Genomic DNA, 17234 nt, shown 5'->3' on the forward strand with positions numbered 1-17234 from the left:
CGTTAAGCCCTCCAGCGCCGATGGTACTTGGACCGCAGGGTCCTGGGAGAGTAGGACGTCGCCAAGCAACAAGTAAAGAGAATCATGATCTCGTTGAGATTATGATTCTTTTTTTGCATATACGTATATTTTAGAAATATCCTTACAAAAGGAAGGTAACATTTTTGTTACGGAATGTAGGAGTAAACCCTGTATAATATAGGTATTGAATCCCATACACACACGCTGCATTATTGCAGAATTATGCAAACTCCATCATAGGATTTTGTATAGTCAATCAGGCTGGTAAGGAGGGAAGATCATGCGGCGAAATAAATGGCTTGCTCTATTGGTGCTATTCAGTGTCGCTGTCGCGATTCTTACCGGGTGCGTGGAAGAGGAGCCTTCTTGGACATCGTTTGAGGGTGCTGCCAACGAGAAGACGTTTCCGGTTCCTAAAGAAGCTAGTAAAACCGATCGGGCCAGCAGTAATTCGGACATGGACTATGTTCGCTATGCACTGCCAGCGTTGAAGGAAAGTGATAGTCTACCTGCTCCTTATTTAGAAGAGATTGCAGCTTGGGGCTGGACTGAGGAACCGAATTTATCCACCTCGAATCAGAAGGTGTTTCAGAAAAATAAGCATATGGTGCATTTATCTGTGCATGATGGTTCTTTTACTGTATTGGTTCCAAAAGACAGAAAGGCTGTTGTGAAGAGCAAAAGCGTGGATCTTAATTAGGGACACGGTTTTCAACCGAGTAAGTAGCATAGGATTTATTGTAGATTATATTTATAGTAAACTCAGCATATTGTATGCTGTGTATCATGATGAATGAAGAGATCGGATATGGGGAAGCACTCAGAACTGCCGTTGAGTAGGGAGTGGCTTCCTTTTATATATTTGCATGTTGATCAAATGCTCTACATGAATAACGAGGATAACGATGAGGAAAAGTTTACTTGATAAGAGAATAAAGCGATTTTAATTGTTAAGTCACAAAAAAAAGGAGTAACCGTTTGAGGTTGCTCCTTTTTTATTGCTTCAGTCTAGATCGTTGGTAGGTTAGTTCAGACCTGAGTTTTCTATCTGTACGGATAATGAGTGGTTAAATTTACTGTTGATAATATGAGGCATCTTCATCGGTAAACTTCAACATGCCATCTTTTCTCTCGCCGGTAAGCCGACTGAGGATGTATAGACGCGGTGCAATAAGCCAAAGATGCCAGAAGAGTAAGGATACAGTAAAGGCTGGTGGAGACCAGAGAATGAATACGGCTGATAAGCAGATACCGATCCAGAGGGTATGTATGTGTACACGACGAAAGATGCTATAGCCTATGTACTGGTCTGTCATATAGCCTAGCCAAGGTAATTTACGGTGGAATGCCCAGCGTTTGCGGAAGGATGTTCCGCCACCGATGTATAGGACAGATCGTGAGATTACGAAGTGTACCCATAAGGTCAGGAAAAAGGCAAGAGCAAACAAAAACACGCTAGTCCAGGAAAAGGCAAGAAGCAGAAAGAGAAGCATAATAACAGGCAGTGTGATATGACTCCATATTAGTTGACGCGGTATACTGATTTTTTTAATGAGCTTGTAGTGATAGTAGGTAGCTTTGGTTCCGGTTTCCTCTGTCATGCGAACAGTCCTTTCATTAATCTACTGCATCACAAGTGGCTTCCCGTCCACAGCCGGAAAAAGGGACGGTACTTCGCTCATGCCGCTTTAAATAAGCATTTAATCGTTTTTGTAGAAATACAGAATGATCGACATCCGGTGTTAGCTAGCCTACTCTATAATTACTGGAAAAGCTATCACTGATGAAGTGTTCAAGGGCTCCGATAAAAGGGTATCCATACATAAGAGCTTTTCTTATTATATCGGCATAGACGGCTGTTTTTTAAACATACGGGGTACAAACACCATAATGGCCCAGATGGAATATATATAGAGTATATCGTCGAACTGGGCTATGAAAAGGTTTAAAATAGTAGAAAGTGCCCCATACTAATAGTAAAAGAAACAAGGTGGGATGGATATGCATGATCAAGGCGGCCACCGCTGTATTATATGCGGGCAGCACAAGCATGAAGGCATTTTTATCGTTTCCGAGTTTATCTGTGATACGTGTGAAGCTGAAATGGTGCACACGGATGCAACTGATGCCAAATATCATTTTTTTATTGATCAACTAAAGCAAATCTGGGTACAGAAAAATGCATAATATCCTTTGCTAATTAGTCTTTGAAGGATTGGCATTCCAAGGTCTGTCGATACGGGCCTTTTTTTCTGTGAGTAAAAGTAGGATTCCGCTTGATTTTACGATAAAATAAGGTAGATATAAAGCTTTGTTTGGAAGGATTGCAGAATGATGGGGAAAAAGGCGGTACATGCACCATTAATGGAAGCTCTAATACGTTACCGGACTCAGGGCAATGCTTCTTTCCATGTACCCGGTCATAAAAATGGACAAGTATATGAGCATGAAAATATTGCATCTCTGTTGCAAGAAGTGATGTCTATTGATGCGACAGAAATTACTGGACTGGATGATTTGCATCACCCAGAAGATGTGATTCGTGAAGGGCAAGAGCTGGCTGCAAAGTGCTTTGGTGCTGAAGAGAGCTTTTGGCTAATTGGAGGAAGCACGGTCGGTAATTTGGCTATGATTTTAACTGTATGTACGGAGCCGGGAGATCTACTGCTGGTACAGAGAAATGTACACAAATCTGTCCTGAACGGTCTCATGCTGTCAGGGGCTAATGCGGTATTCCTAGATCCGGAAATAGATACACTAAGCGGGCTAGCGGTTGCCCCAACGACGGATACAATAAAAGCTGCACTGAAGGCCTATCCTTCGGCTAAAGGGGTGTTACTTACACTACCTAATTACTATGGGATGGGGCATGACCTGAAGGCAACGGCTAAGGCCTGTCATGCAGCCCATGTGCCGCTATTGATAGATGAGGCACACGGTGCCCATTATGGGCTGCATCCTCGTTTGCCAGCCTCGGCGCTATCCTGCGGGGCTGATGTAGTCGTCCAGTCGACACATAAAATGCTTCCAGCCATGACCATGGGGGCTATGTTACATGTGCAGGGAGAGAGAATCCGTCGGGAACTGCTTCGTCAGCGTTTGGCGATGGTGCAGAGCTCTAGCCCTTCTTATCCGTTAATGGCTTCACTGGATTTGGCAAGATGGTATATAGAGGCGTATGGAACAGATGCTTTTACAGTGGGCTTAGCGGCGGCAGATGCTTTTAGAAAGGGCCTGGAGCAGCTCCCACGCTTTCGCTTGCTAGAACCTACACAGCAGGCACTAGAAGGAGAATACGCTCACAGGGGAATCTCTGAGGTCCTAGAAAGGGCTGATGAGGGAATAAGCGGATATTCAACCCAGGATCCTTTTAAATTGGTGCTGTATGATACATGGGGTATACTGGATGGATTTGGACTCAAGCATGAGTTGGAGACTTACGGATGTGTTCCAGAGATGAGCGACGAAAAACATGTTGTTTTATTGTTTACGTTAGGCTCTACGGCTAAGGATGCGAGTCACCTGTTGCAGGCTCTTGTGCATATAAATAATGATATAAGATTTAAGGAGACGGCTGGTGAGCCGGGGGCAACGGAAAAAGAGCAGCAAAGATTCGAATTAGATTTTTCCACGTGGAACAATGATAGAATGAAGGGATACTCTAGTCCGGTGTCGTTTGGGCTTCGACCGATTAGCCCGGATCAGATGGAGACCGTGCCTGTAGACGAATCCGCTGGCAGGGTAGCGGCTGAAATGATTATCCCGTATCCTCCAGGTATTCCACTGCTATATGCAGGAGAAACGATTACAGAAGCGATTGCATTGCGGATGAGTCGTCTACGTGAGCTGGGAGCCAAGTGGCACGGGGTAGCAGATGAAAGTATGCTTACAATTCGGGTATTCCGTTTACAATAAAGATTAGATACTAGAGACTTAACAAATACAGAAGACTGAATAAAAGAAGCATACGTAGCCTATGGGTGACTTTTATTTTTCAGGCAGGAAAGCAGGGAATAACATGAATCGCAAAGGCATTTTTATCACACTGGAGGGGGGAGACGGCTCCGGTAAAACAACTATGATTCAACGGCTGGCGAAGTTTATGGAGGAAGAAGGCTATCCATTCATCACGACGAGGGAGCCGGGTGGCATCGAAATTTCCGAAAAGATTCGTTCTATCATTTTGGACCCTGCTCATACCAGTATGGATGCTCGAACAGAAGCACTTTTATACGCGGCGGCGCGGCGTCAGCATTTGGTGGAGAAGGTAAAGCCGGCTATTGAACAGGGAGCTATCGTATTATGTGATCGTTTTGTGGATAGTAGCTTGGTCTATCAAGGATTTGCAAGAGGGATCGGAATTGAAGAGGTGGCTTCAATTAATCGCTTCGCGGTGGATGATTGGGAGCCGGATGCCACATTTTATCTGGATATTGAGCCCGAATTGGGATTGGCAAGAATTAATGCGTCACGAGGACCAGAAATGGACCGCCTCGACATGGAGAGTATATCGTTTCACCATAAGGTGCGAGAGGCATATTTGGAGTTGGCTCGCAAATTTCCAGAGCGAATTACAATTGTTGATGCATCTCCGGCGCCAGAGCAGGTGGAGCAAGTATTGAAGGATTTGCTGAAAAAGCGGTTTGTTCAGAATTTTAGCATATAATTGTCGAAGGATATACGGTAAAATTGAGCTAGGGACAAGGTTGTCTCTAATATGACTTGAAGGAGGAATACAGGATGAAGCTGATTATTGCGATTGTACAGGATAAGGACAGTAACAGATTATCCAGCGGACTGGTGAAAGCTAATTTCCGTGCTACTAAATTGGCGAGCACAGGAGGATTTCTGCGTGCTGGTAATACGACATTTATGATCGGTGTTGATGACAATCAGGTGGACTCATTAATGAACGTCATTCGCAGCAGTTGCAAGGTTCGTGAACAGCTGGTCACACCCGTTACCCCTATGAGCGGGACGACGGATTCCTATTTACCGTTGCCTGTTGAAGTCCAGGTGGGTGGAGCGACGGTATTCGTGATGCCTGTAGACCGTTTCGAGCATTTCTGAATCTACACAATAGGGCCTATTCTGCCGATATGATAGGGGAATCGCCTGTATCTTCTCACATGATGAGAGTGAGGGCAGATCCACTAAAACGGCAGCGCTACAGCGCAGTCCCCGGAAAGCCGAAGAAACCCTGAGTTCTAGATTGAACTGTTCATGAAGGGGGAAAGTGGAAGCATCCGGGGAGAAAGCAGGTTTATATGAAAATAAATCCGGGCTATCGCCCTTTACAAAGTACATTGTCTACAAATGAAATGAGTGCAAAGCCAATTCAGCCCAAGAGCTTCTCCGACGTTATGCAGCAAAATGGGGAGCAAGCTTCGCAGGAGGAATTGAGTCGGCGCTTTAAGGAAATACAAATGCAGGGAGATCGTCTTGCACGTTCAATGACGATTCGTGAGCTGAAGGCCTATAAGATGCTGGTTAAACGGTTTTTGGAAGATACCGTTCGGCGAGGCGTGTCCATGAAGGACACGAAGGGCTGGGATCGCCGGGGACGCAGCAAACGTTATAAGCTGATAGATGAAGTGGATGAGCTGTTGCTCAAAATGGCGGATGAGCTGCTCGAAACCGAGCAAGGCAAGATTGAGCTTTTGCAAGGGGTCGGTGAGATCAGAGGATTGCTAATTAATCTCTCATTTTAATGCAGACTTATGTTATAAATGAATACAGACGGGCTGTTGCCACGAAGAAATAATCTGCTTGCTGATCATGCTGGCAGATTATTTTTGACTATGTACATGCCCGGAAGAACAACGATTTGCCGATGGATCACAGTTGTTTTCAGTGGAGAAAGTGAGGAAAAATGTCTTTTCAACATATAATGGGCCAGGATGTAGCCAAAAAAATGCTGCAAAGTGCACTACGGAATCATACGGTCAACCATGCCTATGTTTTTAGCGGGCCGCCGGGAAGCGGGCAGATGAACATGGCGCAGATCTTTGCTAAGGCTTTATTTTGTGAGCGACAGACGGATGATGCATGCGGGGAGTGTTTGTCATGCCGCAAGGTAGAGCACGGGAATCATCCAGATTTGCATATTGTAGAGCCGGATGGAGCTACGATTAAAATTGATCAGATTCGTGGGCTTCAACGTATATTTTCTTACAAATCTGAAAGCTCCAATCCGAAGGTATATATCATTCGGCAGGCGGATACCATGACAGTGCAAGCTGCTAATAGCCTACTTAAATTTCTGGAGGAGCCCCAGATTCCAGTGGTCGGCATACTCATTTCTGAAAATGGACAGGCGTTGCTGCCTACGATTCAATCACGGACGCAGCAGGTTCCTTTCCACGCTTTACAGCCGGAGGTGATGATGCAGGCATTAATTGGGGAAGGCTATACGGCAGGGCTTGTCCGGTCGGTCGTTCATATTGCTTCAGGACTGGAATCATGTAGAGAAATTCTCCAGCAGAATTGGTTTGCAGAAATTAGAAACGTAGTGTTACAATTAGTGAAGGAGTCCATGAGTCGGGGGAGCTCGTCTATTATTCTGGCTCAACAGAAGATTTTTAAAACTGGACTTTCTGAACACCTGGATATTCTGTTTCATCTGTTTCATTTGTGGTTTAAGGATATGCTTCATTTCCGTTACGGAAGGCACGAAAGCATTGTTTTCATAGATCATTTGGAGTCCGTCTCCAAATTGGCAATCACCCGCAGCACGGAACAATGGGTCTCTTATATGGATTTGGCCGCGAATTGCAGGAAGAAGCTCCGGTTTCACGTCAACGGGCAATTATGCGTGGAGCAGCTTCTGATTGGGTTGTCCGATACAAGCGGTTTTATCACCGGCTAACAGGAAGGCGCGCTTGTTCCACTCTGCACAATCCGCGACGCCAGGTTCCCGGTTTGTGCGACAGTGAGACTTCAATTGCGGCCATTCGTACAATGTCGGCTTCAAATGAGGTTTAGTGGCATACAAGGGGGTTAATTTTTGTATAGTGTAGTGGGTGTCCGTTTCAAGAAGGCGGGCAAGACTTATTATTTTGATCCGCTGGACCTTCCAGTGGAGAAAGAAAACTGCGTCATTGTAGAGACCGCGCGCGGTATTGAATATGGCAAGGTTGTAGTGGGCAAAAAAGAGGTAAATGATTCGGATGTTGTCCTGCCCTTAAAAAAAGTCATTCGCATTGCTGGGGATGATGACGCTCTTGTTGTAGAAGAGAATAAATTGGCGGCAAAGGATGCATTCGGCACGTGTTTAAATAAAATTAAAGACCATGGCCTTAAAATGAAGCTGGTAGATGTAGAATTTACATTTGACCGAAATAAGATCATTTTTTATTTTACGGCAGAGGGTCGGGTAGATTTTCGAGAGCTTGTAAAGGACTTGGCCAGTATTTTTCGTACACGGATCGAGCTGCGGCAGATCGGCGTACGGGATGAGGCTAAAATGCTTGGCGGAATCGGACCTTGTGGACGTATTCTGTGTTGCTCCTCATGGCTGGGGGATTTTGAGCCGGTATCTATTAAGATGGCGAAGGATCAGAGTTTGTCGCTGAATCCGACGAAGATTTCCGGGTTGTGCGGGAGATTGATGTGCTGTCTCAAGTTTGAACATGATAACTACGAAAGCATGCGAGAAGAGCTACCTCAGGTGGGTAAGATGGTTATCACCTCTTTGGGAGAAGGTAAAGTCGTAGGTGTGAATGCAGGTCATCGCACGGTGCATGTTCAACTGTTTGAGATCAGTAAGGTCAAGGAACTTCCAATGGACGATGTAGTCGTCAAGTAAACCATTAGGTTGCTTCGGGGTGGAAACTTGGATAAATTAAATGTTTTTGCGCGTATTCACGAAATGGAAACCCAAATGGGACAGTTGCATAGCGATCTGGGTGAATTGAAACTGGCAGTAAAAGAGCTGCTGGAGGAAAATCAACGACTAACGATTGAAAACGAACAGGTGCGCAAGATGCTCAAACGTGAAACCTCTGGAGAAGAAAAAACGGCAAACAAGCCGAAGCTTCCTCCTCCGATCGTCATTAAAGATGAAGGGCAAACGGGTGAGGTCGTGGGCGAAGGCTACGACAATCTAGCGAGGCTGTATCATGAAGGATTTCATATATGCAACGTGTATTACGGACATTTGCGAACGGAAGGCGATTGCCTCTTCTGTCTGTCATTTTTGAATAAATAAAAACAAGCCGTAGGAGCAAGATGCCTACGGCTTTTTTGTAAGGAAGTATGAGTGAAAAGCGATTTTGGTTATAAAAGATGGGAGAGCACTATGTACGAAAATGAAAAGAAGTCGGAACGAATTGATGATCTGCTTTCACATAATTTGCGCATTATCCAAAGTGATGAAGTATTCAGCTTCTCGATGGACGCGGTCTTGCTGGCACGTTTTGCCGGTATTCCGCAGCGCGGGAAGATTCTGGATTTGTGTACTGGCAATGGGGTTGTCCCGCTGTTGCTAACGACACGAACAAAAGCGTCTATTGAAGGAATTGAGATTCAACCACGTTTGGCAGATATGGCTAGACGTAGTGTCAGCTTGAATGGATTAGAAGCAGCAATTCAGATTCGGGAAGGGGACCTACGTGAGCTGGTTCACATCACGGGACATGGTGTTTATGATGCGATTACCGTGAATCCCCCCTATATGCCGCTAAATGGTAGCGATATCAAGCTGAATCCTCACCAGGCAATTGCCCGTCATGAAGTGAACTGCACACTGGAAGAAGTCATTCAGGCATCCACCCGGCTTGTACGTAATGGGGGAAAGGTATCTATGGTTCATCGCCCGCAGCGGCTGTGTGAGATTATAACCTTGATGCGTAAACATAGTTTGGAACCCAAACGAATACGTTTTGTTCACCCACGAGTTCATATGGAAGCCAATATGGTCTTGGTTGAAGCATTACGTGACGGTAAACCGGAGGTTCGTTTGTTGCCTCCGCTCATTGTATATCAGGAAAATGGGAATTATACTCAGGAAATAAGAGATATCTATGGAGAAGTAAGCAAGGGGGATTCTGTGTGAAAGCAGCTGTACAAAAAAGCTTCAGTACCAGCGAAGAAGAACGGGGAAAGTTGTATCTTGTTGCAACACCCATTGGGAATCTGGACGATATGACCTTTAGGGCGATTAACACCTTAAAGTCATGTAGTATTATCGCTGCCGAAGATACACGGCAGACACGCAAACTGCTCACCCATTTCGAAATTACACCGGATATGCTCTTCAGTTATCATGAACATAATAAGGCTGCCAGTGGGCCTGAACTGATACGATATATAATAGAAGGAAAAAATTTGGCACTGGTTAGCGATGCAGGTCTACCAGCCATTTCTGACCCTGGTTCGGATCTGGTCAAACTGGCACTGGAAGCGGAAATTAGCGTCATTCCTATCCCAGGAGCAAATGCGGCACTATCGGCTTTAATTGCCTCAGGACTGGATACAGAAAGGTTCACCTTCGCTGGCTTTCCACCACGGGAGAAAAAGGACCTAGAGAAGCTGTTGCTATCGTTTCAGGTATCTCACGGCACAATTATTTTTTATGAATCGCCTCATCGTATTGTGAAGACATTGATGGTGTTGAAGGAAACATTAGGTTCACGCAAAGTGGTGCTTGCGCGTGAGCTGACCAAGCTGCATGAGGAATGGGTGCGGGGAACCGTGGAGCAATGCCTTGCTAAACTAGAGGAGAATCCGCCGATTGGTGAATATTGTCTGGTGGTTGAAGGGAAAGACAAAGAGGAAGAGGAACAGGAACGTCAGGCATGGTGGCAGTCTTTATCTTTGGAGTCCCACGTCGCACATTATGAGGCAGAGGGACTCACACGCAAGGATGCAATGAAGCGTACAGCCACAGATCGTTCAATCTCCAAGAGAGATGTTTACAACGCACTCTTATGAATATCTGCCTAAACAAAAAAGGGCCTTCCAACGGTTGGGTTGAAACCGTGGAAGGCAACAAGGAGTATATATGAAAAAGGTTAGAATTAACAATATCTGATAAGTCTATTATATACTAAAATTCTCAGTTTGTCACAGGTGTTGGGATTTCAGAAATGCAATCTTGGCAAACAATTTTTCCTTTGAAGTAAATTACGTTCTCAGCATTGCCGCAGAAGATACAAGCTGGCTCGTATTTTTTAAGCATGATGCGTTCGCCATCAACATAAATTTCCAAAGCGTCTTTCTCTCCGATTCCCAGGGTACGGCGCAATTCGATTGGAATAACAACACGTCCGAGCTCGTCAACTTTTCTTACAATACCAGTGGATTTCATCATAATAAATCAGGCTCCTCTCGCCGTTTAAAATAATATAAGTGTCATGATTCGACAAAATTTTCTCTTTTCTGATATTTACTATACCAACGATTCCCAAAACAGTCAACCTTAAAAATGTAGTAACAGTCTGATTATGCAAAAGTATTTAGATTAAAGAGCTTTACTTGTGTGTATTGCCTTATCTTATTGATGATTTATTCAGTTTGTCGATTTGGAAATGTCGAAAAACTATAATTCGACATATTACGACAAATAATGTCGAATGAGGGAAACCATTTAGGATTTTATTGTATTTTAATCCATTATTCCGAATATTAAAGGAGCTGATATCTTGCACCAGCCACTCAGTGAAGAAAAAGTTTTTAAAGACCCGGTACATAATTACATCCATGTTCAGGATACTGTGATATGGCGGTTGATCAACACGCCGGAGTTCCAACGTTTACGGCGCATACGGCAGTTAGGCACGTCGTATCTTACGTTTCATGGAGCCGAGCATAGCCGGTTTTCACACTCATTGGGCGTATATGAGATTACGAGAAGTATTATTTCTCAATTTGAACGTGGAGATTTCCCGGATTGGCCGAAGGAGGAAAGGCTGGTTGCTCTGTGTGCAGCTCTATTGCATGATGTGGGGCATGGCCCATTTTCTCATTCAATTGAGGAAGCCTTTCATATGAACCATGAGGATTGGACATGCCGCATTGTACTGGGAGACACGAAGATCAACGCCGTGCTACGGCAAGTCGACGAGAAGCTTCCACAAAAGGTGGCTGCGGTTATAGCCAAAACGTATGATAAACCGATTGTTGTCAACCTGGTAACCAGTCCGCTAGATGCCGATCGTATGGATTATTTGTTGCGGGATGCTCACTCGACAGGCGTCAACTATGGCACGATTGATTTGGATCGTATTTTACGACTGCTGCGTCCTCATAATGGGAGAATTGTTGTGAAGGAATCAGGTATGCATGCAGTAGAAGATTATTTAATGTCACGCTACCAGATGTATTGGCAAATTTATTTTCATCCTGTAACACGCAGCTCGGAAATCCTTTTACGTAAAATTTTCAAGCGAGCAAAGGAATTGTTTAAAAACGGATATGAGTTTGGATTTCTGCTGGACCCGTTGCCGGATCTGTTGAAAGGAGATCTTACAGTAGAGCAATATCTGATGCTCGACGAGTCATTAATCCAGACCGTATTTAGCCAGTGGAAACGAGAAAAGGACGAGATTTTAAGTGATTTGAGCAGCCGGTTTATGGACCGTAGATTGTATAAATATGTAGAGATTGAAAATATGGATACAGATACCATTGACAGTATTCGAGAAGCTTTGAAAGAGGCTGGTTTGCACCCTGAATATGATTTTGAAATTGATTTTCCGACAGATCTTCCTTATGATGTGTTTCGGCAGGGTGGCTCGACGGACAACCAGATTTTACTGCTTGGACGTCAGGGCGAGGTGAGTGAAATATCCGAAGTTTCGGAAATTGTGCGCTCAATAAGTGGTATTCACCGAGGGAAATATCATATGTATTTTCCCCAGAATAAATTGAACGCGGTAAAAGACAGGCTTCCTGCCGAAATAAGGAATTATTTTGTCAAAGAATAGACAACTATATAGAAATGTAAGTAAAAAAAGGAGATGTAAACCTTGGATTTATTCGACACTCATACTCACTTGGATGCGCCACAATTTGACGAAGATCGTGAAGAAGTTATAGCACGTGCTGTCGAATCAGGAGTAACGCGGATGATCAATATCGGATTTAATCGTGAGACCATTCCATCCACCATGAAATTGGCCGAGACGTATGATTTTATTTATGCGGCAGTTGGATGGCACCCACAGGATGCTATTACAATGCAGGAGGGCGATCTAGAATGGATTGCATCGTTATGCAGTCATAAAAAGGTTGTAGCCATCGGAGAGATCGGTCTGGATTATTATTGGGATACATCACCGAAGGATGTGCAGCATCGGGTGTTTCGAAATCAAATTGGTCTGGCTCGTGAGCTCAAGATGCCTATTGTTATTCATAACCGGGATGCCCATGAAGATATTGTTAAGATTTTGCGCGAGGAAAAAGCGAGTGAGATTGGTGGAGTCATGCACTCCTTTTCGGGTAGCTGGGAGACAGCCAAAATGGTGCTGGATATGGGATTTCACCTTTCCTTCGGTGGTCCAATAACGTTCAAAAATGCCAAGCAGCCAAAAGAGGTGCTCGCACAGGTGCCGCTGGACCGTCTGCTCATTGAAACTGATGCTCCCTATCTGACGCCTCATCCGTTTCGTGGGAAGCGAAATGAGTCTGCACATGTGAGACTGGTAGCAGAGGCTGCAGCCCAAATCAAAGGGATTACAGTGGAGGAATTAGTGTCAATAACGACCCGAAATGCCCTGGAACGATTTGACATTCAGTGAAAAAGTGAAGAAATCGATCAAAATAAAGAGATAGACGAAGCTAATCATGAATTTGTTGCAGGAAACTCGAGAATATTACAATATTTTAACCGAATATTTTAAAAAATGTACTTGAAACCTGCTTTACAACATGCATAGAAACAGGATATCATCTTTTCAGTGAATTGTTGTTTGAATGTAAACATCAACAAGTCATTTCATGAACCAGTCTCGCTGAGTCCCTTTTACAGGGAACGGGGGAACCGATATGGCTTACAGTACGTCCGGCGTATGTGCAAGAAGGGAACGTCTCTTCCGCCAGCCGGCTCGACCTAAATTCTTTTCCCGGATGGGATTGAACAGGTGGAGGAGCCGTATTTCGATTTCTTTCTGGGTCTTTGGGGTGAATGTGAAGGCGACCGCCATGAGCGGTTGACCCAAGCTAGGGCGACTCTCTACGTCCGAACCCGACAGCTAACCCCGTAAGCGTAACAAGAGAGAAGCCATCTCGTGCATGAGTTTTCCCGCATATTCACACATGCCGGAAGCCACGAAAGAGCTCTCTAGTCTCTTTCTCTGGCTTTTTTTGTTGTGAATAAAAGAAAATCTGTCATCATACTGTGGTTAAACAGGGGAGGACAGCATGCCGCGAAGACGGGTACATGGTGCAGGACAGTCGTAGTTTGGGCTTGTCTTGTAGAAAATCTGTTATAGTCACGTCAAATCTCAACTATGTCTTACTCCAGACGGCGGGCTATGTAAGGAGGACGGAGGAAATGGGCATTTTCCAAAAAAAGGATACCCATGAGTCGCGCTCATCCAGCATGTCTTACGTATTGCGTTGGAAGCAAGAGAATGTGCGCCAGGCTGCTTTGGTTGCTATTTTTCTAATCGCGCTAACGATTATGATTTCAATTCTGATGTACACGCAATCTAAAAAACAAGTCTTTTTTGTCATCGATGGCAAGGCGTCTGCGGTAGAAACCCGGGAATCCAAGCTTCAAGATTTGCTGAGCGAGCATTCCATTTCACTTCAGCCGCATGATACAGTTTCCATGCCGCTAAATGGAGCAATACAGGATGGCGATCGCGTAGTCATTAAACGTGCCAATCAAGTCAAAGTATCTTCAGGCAATGAGACGAAAAAGCTGTACACAACAGAAAATACAGTAGAAGGTGCCATTCGTACCTCGGGCTATAAATTATCATCAACGGATAAAGTTTATCCTGCGTTGGATGCCTCTGTTTCGTCTAACATGGACATAAAAATCGTCCGTGTGAAGAAACAGCAGGTCGAACAGAAAAAACAGGTGCCTTATCAGGTCATCAAAACGGCCGATCCGAGTCTTTATAAAGGCGATAATCGGGTCATTCAAAGCGGCAAATCGGGTGTGGTCGTCCAGCACGTTCAAAAGGTATATCATGATGGAAAGTTGGTATCCAAACAGCTGGTTAACAAGGAAGTTGCACAGAACCGTGTGGATAAGGTCATTGCGGTAGGAACGAAGAAAAAACCGGTCGTTCTTGCTGCTTCCGTCGGTCCCAATGATGCGGTTAAGGCAACAACGGTTAGTTCGGGCAGTGCTGTCCGTAAAGCAGGCGTAAATTTTAAATATAGCAAAGTTTTACAAAATGTCTCCATGACGGCGTATTCCTCACAGGAGCCAGGTATCGGTACACGTACTGCATCCGGCGCACGTGTCACGGAAGGACGCACCATCGCGGTCGATCCGAGTGTAATTCCAATCGGCTGGTGGGTGTATATCGAAGGGGTGGGCTTCCGTCGTGCGGAGGATACCGGTGGCGCGATTAAAGGCCACAAAATCGATGTGTATTATGAGAGTTTGAGCCGAGCCAACCAATTTGGTCGTAAGCACGGTAAAACCGTATATGTTATCGGACCGGTAAAGCCTGAAATCAACTAAAACAGGTTGTGTATGTTGAGGGCAATGCGATAGTATTAACAACATAGTTATGCCATGCTAAGAAGAGGATATCCTCTTCTTATTTTGTTTTCAAAAGCAGGGAAAGATAAATATAGCTTGCTGTGTAGCAGTGGAGGGAAACGCAAATGATCAAGGAAGTGATCGTGGTAGAGGGCCGGGATGATACGGTGGCCATTCGCCGCGCTGTTGAAGCGGATACGATAGAAACTGGCGGCTCCGCTATTAATAAAATGACGCTGCGTAAAATTGCATTGGCGCAGGAGCGGCGGGGGGTCATCATTTTAACCGATCCCGATCATGCAGGGGAGCGCATCCGTAAGATTATCGCTTCCAAGGTACCCGGCTGCAAGCAGGCCTTTATACCCGAGGCAGAAGCGACGCGTAAAGGAGATATTGGCGTGGAGAATGCCTCACCAGAAGCGATCAGACACGCTCTTGCACGGGTCCATACGACAGTGGAAGGCGCCGACCCGCTGATTGAGTGGGCGGACCTGATTGATGCTGGACTCATCACCCATCCCAATGCTGCTGCACGCCGTATGGCCTTAGGGAATGTGCTGGGTATTGGTTATTGTAACGGAAAGCAGCTACATAAACGGCTCTCTGTATTTCAGATCAGCCGCGAGGAATTTGCCGGGGCGCTGGCACAAATTGAAAGTGAAGGATTGTGATGTCCGTATGACAGGGATTCAAGATATAGCAACACCGCGGCGTACGAAGGAAATTATTCAACGGCACGGTTTTTCGTTCAAAAAGAGTTTGGGACAAAATTTCCTGATTGATCAAAATATTCTCAATAAGATTGTAAATGCTGCTGGATTGGATGAGACGAAGGGTGCACTTGAGATCGGTCCTGGGATTGGCGCTTTGACCGAGAAGCTGGCTCAATCGGCCAAGGCAGTTACCGCTGTCGAGATTGACCAGCGGCTGCTGCCAATTCTCGAAGAGGTGTTGGCCCCTTACGAGCATGTGAAGGTACGTCATGGAGACGTGCTGAAGCTGGATTTGCGAGAGGTGTTCGCAGCCGATTTTGCAGACGTGAGTAAAGTAAGTGTCGTGGCTAATCTGCCGTACTATGTTACCACACCGATTCTGATGAGGCTGCTGGAGGACAAGCTCCCTCTGGAGAATATCGTCGTTATGATCCAAAAAGAAGTGGCTGAGCGCATGGCTGCGTCTCCTGGAACGAAGGATTACGGCAGTCTGAGCATTGCAGTGCAATATTACAGCGAACCTGAATTAGTCTGCACTGTGCCGAATACAGTATTTATTCCCCAGCCAAATGTGGAGTCTGCAGTCATCCGGCTGCGTGTACGGGAAGCCCCTCCGGTGGAAGTGGTGGATGAGAAGCACTTCTTTGAAGTGGTTCATGCTGCTTTTGCCCAGCGTCGTAAAACCATTTCCAATAACTTAAAAAGCCGTTTCTTCACCAAAGAGAACAGGGACACGCTGGAGCCGCTGTTGCAACAAGCTGGTATTGAACCCTCCCGTCGAGGAGAAACGCTAAGTATTGAGGAATTTGCGCGTCTCAGCGCTGTGCTGTTGGAGGCAGGTATATCCTAAGCTGGAACCAAACTGTGCATTCACCCATACGATATAGGAGGGGTGATACAGTGTGATGAGTTTAGGAGACTTGGTCGTTCGGAAATCGTACGGCGGAGATGTCACGTTTCGTGTTGAGGACATCCAGCGGGATAAAGCGATCATTAAGGGAATAGAATTTCGGCTGCTGGCCGATTCCCCGGTGAACGATCTGGTCAGAGTGCCTGCAGACCAGATTAGTGGTAAGACTCAGCAGGCCCACATTAAGGCTGGTGAGTCTCTTAATCTGTTGCAACGGGCACGCCAGCAGCAAGCTGCTCGTAGTCAGGCAGCTCTGGTAGGGGACTGGAGTGATCCGGTTGAGTCAACGTATTTTGAAATGCCGGGAAAGGTTCTTCACCTGGATGGAGATCCCAGCTATCTGAAAAAATGTCTCAGTTTATATGAACAGCTCCGTGTTCCTGCAGAGGGACATCACGTTCACGAATCGGCAATGGCAGACACGTTGTACCGACTGCTTCCTCGTATCCGTCCGGATATCGTAGTCATTACTGGACATGACGGTGTGCTGAAGCAGCCACAGCCTTACGATTTGTACAGCTTGAAAAGTTATAAAAATTCGCAAAATTTTGTGGCGGCAATTCAGGTAGCAAGACAATATGAACGTCATCTGGATTCGCTGACGATTGTAGCGGGAGCGTGCCAGTCCCATTTTGAGGCGCTGCTACGTGCGGGAGCGAACTTCGCCAGCTCACCAGGGCGTATCCTGATTCACGCGCTGGACCCCGTATACGTGGCTGCCAAGGCGGCCTTTACTTCGATCCGTGATACGGTCAACATGGGGGACCTGTTTCACCAGACAATCAGTGGCAGTCGTGGAGTGGGTGGAATTGAAACTAGGGGAAGCTATCGCATCGGCCTGCCGAAGCTTGAAAATTTATCAACGCTTAAAGTAACGCCTTCCGCAATCTAGGATTCAAATGTGCCAATAGGATTAACCTGAGCA

Annotated in this window: 19 protein-coding genes and 1 riboswitch; of the genes, 17 read left to right on the top strand and 2 right to left on the bottom strand. The window is 45.6% G+C overall.

The genetic code is table 11. The features are described 5' to 3' along the window. The first annotated feature begins 301 nt into the window (after positions 1 to 301). Positions 302 to 721 (top strand): hypothetical protein, encoded by a 420-nt coding sequence (locus G9G54_RS22855; RefSeq protein ID WP_013308104.1) that lies wholly within the window; start codon positions 302 to 304, stop codon positions 719 to 721. Positions 722 to 1094: 373 nt separating this feature from the next. Here G9G54_RS22855 and G9G54_RS22860 read toward each other — a convergent pair whose 3' ends face one another. Beyond that, positions 1095 to 1622, bottom strand: coding sequence for a hypothetical protein (locus tag G9G54_RS22860; protein WP_061831832.1), 528 nt, complete (start codon positions 1620 to 1622; stop codon positions 1095 to 1097). 400 nt (positions 1623 to 2022) lie between these two features. Here G9G54_RS22860 and G9G54_RS22865 point away from each other — a divergent pair, with 400 nt between their 5' ends. The 10 genes from G9G54_RS22865 (at position 2023) to rsmI (ending at position 9954) form a co-directional block, all read left to right on the top strand. Next, complete coding sequence (locus G9G54_RS22865; RefSeq protein WP_023986422.1) at positions 2023 to 2208, top strand: sigma factor G inhibitor Gin; 186 nt, start codon at positions 2023 to 2025, stop codon at positions 2206 to 2208. A gap of 144 nt (positions 2209 to 2352) precedes the next feature. Then, a complete protein-coding gene (locus tag G9G54_RS22870; protein WP_165179744.1) occupies positions 2353 to 3936 on the top strand; it encodes an aminotransferase class I/II-fold pyridoxal phosphate-dependent enzyme in 1584 nt (527 codons plus the stop codon). 103 nt (positions 3937 to 4039) lie between these two features. Continuing rightward, positions 4040 to 4687 (top strand): dTMP kinase, encoded by a 648-nt coding sequence (tmk, locus tag G9G54_RS22875; RefSeq protein WP_165179745.1) that lies wholly within the window; start codon positions 4040 to 4042, stop codon positions 4685 to 4687. Between the two features lie 74 nt (positions 4688 to 4761). Then, the gene (locus G9G54_RS22880) at positions 4762 to 5091 is read left to right on the top strand and encodes a cyclic-di-AMP receptor (RefSeq protein ID WP_007427998.1); all 330 of its coding nucleotides are present in this window, start codon (positions 4762 to 4764) and stop codon (positions 5089 to 5091) included. A gap of 197 nt (positions 5092 to 5288) precedes the next feature. Then, complete coding sequence (locus tag G9G54_RS22885; RefSeq protein WP_165179746.1) at positions 5289 to 5732, top strand: YaaR family protein; 444 nt, start codon at positions 5289 to 5291, stop codon at positions 5730 to 5732. A gap of 161 nt (positions 5733 to 5893) precedes the next feature. Further along, positions 5894 to 6889 (top strand): DNA polymerase III subunit delta', encoded by a 996-nt coding sequence (holB, locus tag G9G54_RS22890; RefSeq protein WP_013308109.1) that lies wholly within the window; start codon positions 5894 to 5896, stop codon positions 6887 to 6889. Positions 6890 to 7027: 138 nt separating this feature from the next. Continuing rightward, on the top strand, positions 7028 to 7828 hold the full coding sequence (locus G9G54_RS22895; protein WP_013308110.1) for a PSP1 domain-containing protein: 801 nt from the start codon (positions 7028 to 7030) through the stop codon (positions 7826 to 7828). 27 nt (positions 7829 to 7855) lie between these two features. Beyond that, a complete protein-coding gene (gene yabA / locus G9G54_RS22900) occupies positions 7856 to 8230 on the top strand; it encodes a DNA replication initiation control protein YabA (protein ID WP_025722558.1) in 375 nt (124 codons plus the stop codon). A 90-nt stretch (positions 8231 to 8320) separates the two neighbouring features. Further along, the gene (locus G9G54_RS22905; protein ID WP_165179747.1) at positions 8321 to 9076 is read left to right on the top strand and encodes a tRNA1(Val) (adenine(37)-N6)-methyltransferase; all 756 of its coding nucleotides are present in this window, start codon (positions 8321 to 8323) and stop codon (positions 9074 to 9076) included. Then, the gene (rsmI, locus tag G9G54_RS22910; RefSeq protein ID WP_069290750.1) at positions 9073 to 9954 is read left to right on the top strand and encodes a 16S rRNA (cytidine(1402)-2'-O)-methyltransferase; all 882 of its coding nucleotides are present in this window, start codon (positions 9073 to 9075) and stop codon (positions 9952 to 9954) included. The genes G9G54_RS22905 and rsmI overlap by 4 nt, the downstream gene beginning before the upstream one ends. Before the next feature lie 124 nt (positions 9955 to 10078). On the opposite strand, the gene G9G54_RS22915 is transcribed toward rsmI, so the two are convergent. Continuing rightward, positions 10079 to 10333, bottom strand: coding sequence for an AbrB/MazE/SpoVT family DNA-binding domain-containing protein (locus G9G54_RS22915; protein WP_007428005.1), 255 nt, complete (start codon positions 10331 to 10333; stop codon positions 10079 to 10081). 331 nt (positions 10334 to 10664) lie between these two features. Here G9G54_RS22915 and G9G54_RS22920 point away from each other — a divergent pair, with 331 nt between their 5' ends. The 6 genes from G9G54_RS22920 to yabG all read left to right on the top strand — a co-directional run bounded on the left by G9G54_RS22920 (position 10665) and on the right by yabG (position 17201). Next, entirely contained in the window at positions 10665 to 11948 is a 1284-nt protein-coding gene (locus G9G54_RS22920) for an HD domain-containing protein (protein WP_165179748.1), read from the top strand. A 42-nt stretch (positions 11949 to 11990) separates the two neighbouring features. Beyond that, positions 11991 to 12761 carry a TatD family hydrolase gene (locus tag G9G54_RS22925; protein ID WP_013308115.1) on the top strand — a complete coding sequence of 257 codons (771 nt, stop codon included), beginning with the start codon at positions 11991 to 11993 and terminating at the stop codon, positions 12759 to 12761. 201 nt (positions 12762 to 12962) lie between these two features. Next, positions 12963 to 13245: riboswitch (cyclic di-AMP (ydaO/yuaA leader) on the top strand. A gap of 271 nt (positions 13246 to 13516) precedes the next feature. Beyond that, complete coding sequence (locus G9G54_RS22930) at positions 13517 to 14665, top strand: 3D domain-containing protein (RefSeq protein WP_023986430.1); 1149 nt, start codon at positions 13517 to 13519, stop codon at positions 14663 to 14665. 146 nt (positions 14666 to 14811) lie between these two features. Then, on the top strand, positions 14812 to 15357 hold the full coding sequence (gene rnmV / locus G9G54_RS22935) for a ribonuclease M5 (protein WP_013308117.1): 546 nt from the start codon (positions 14812 to 14814) through the stop codon (positions 15355 to 15357). Between the two features lie 7 nt (positions 15358 to 15364). Then, positions 15365 to 16249 carry a 16S rRNA (adenine(1518)-N(6)/adenine(1519)-N(6))-dimethyltransferase RsmA gene (gene rsmA / locus G9G54_RS22940; protein ID WP_103049272.1) on the top strand — a complete coding sequence of 295 codons (885 nt, stop codon included), beginning with the start codon at positions 15365 to 15367 and terminating at the stop codon, positions 16247 to 16249. A gap of 55 nt (positions 16250 to 16304) precedes the next feature. Further along, on the top strand, positions 16305 to 17201 hold the full coding sequence (gene yabG, locus G9G54_RS22945; protein ID WP_061831846.1) for a sporulation peptidase YabG: 897 nt from the start codon (positions 16305 to 16307) through the stop codon (positions 17199 to 17201). The last annotated feature ends 33 nt before the right edge of the window (positions 17202 to 17234 follow it).

The organism is Paenibacillus sp. EKM212P (genome assembly GCF_011066115.1).
In the GTDB taxonomy this organism is placed as follows: domain Bacteria; phylum Bacillota; class Bacilli; order Paenibacillales; family Paenibacillaceae; genus Paenibacillus; species Paenibacillus polymyxa_B.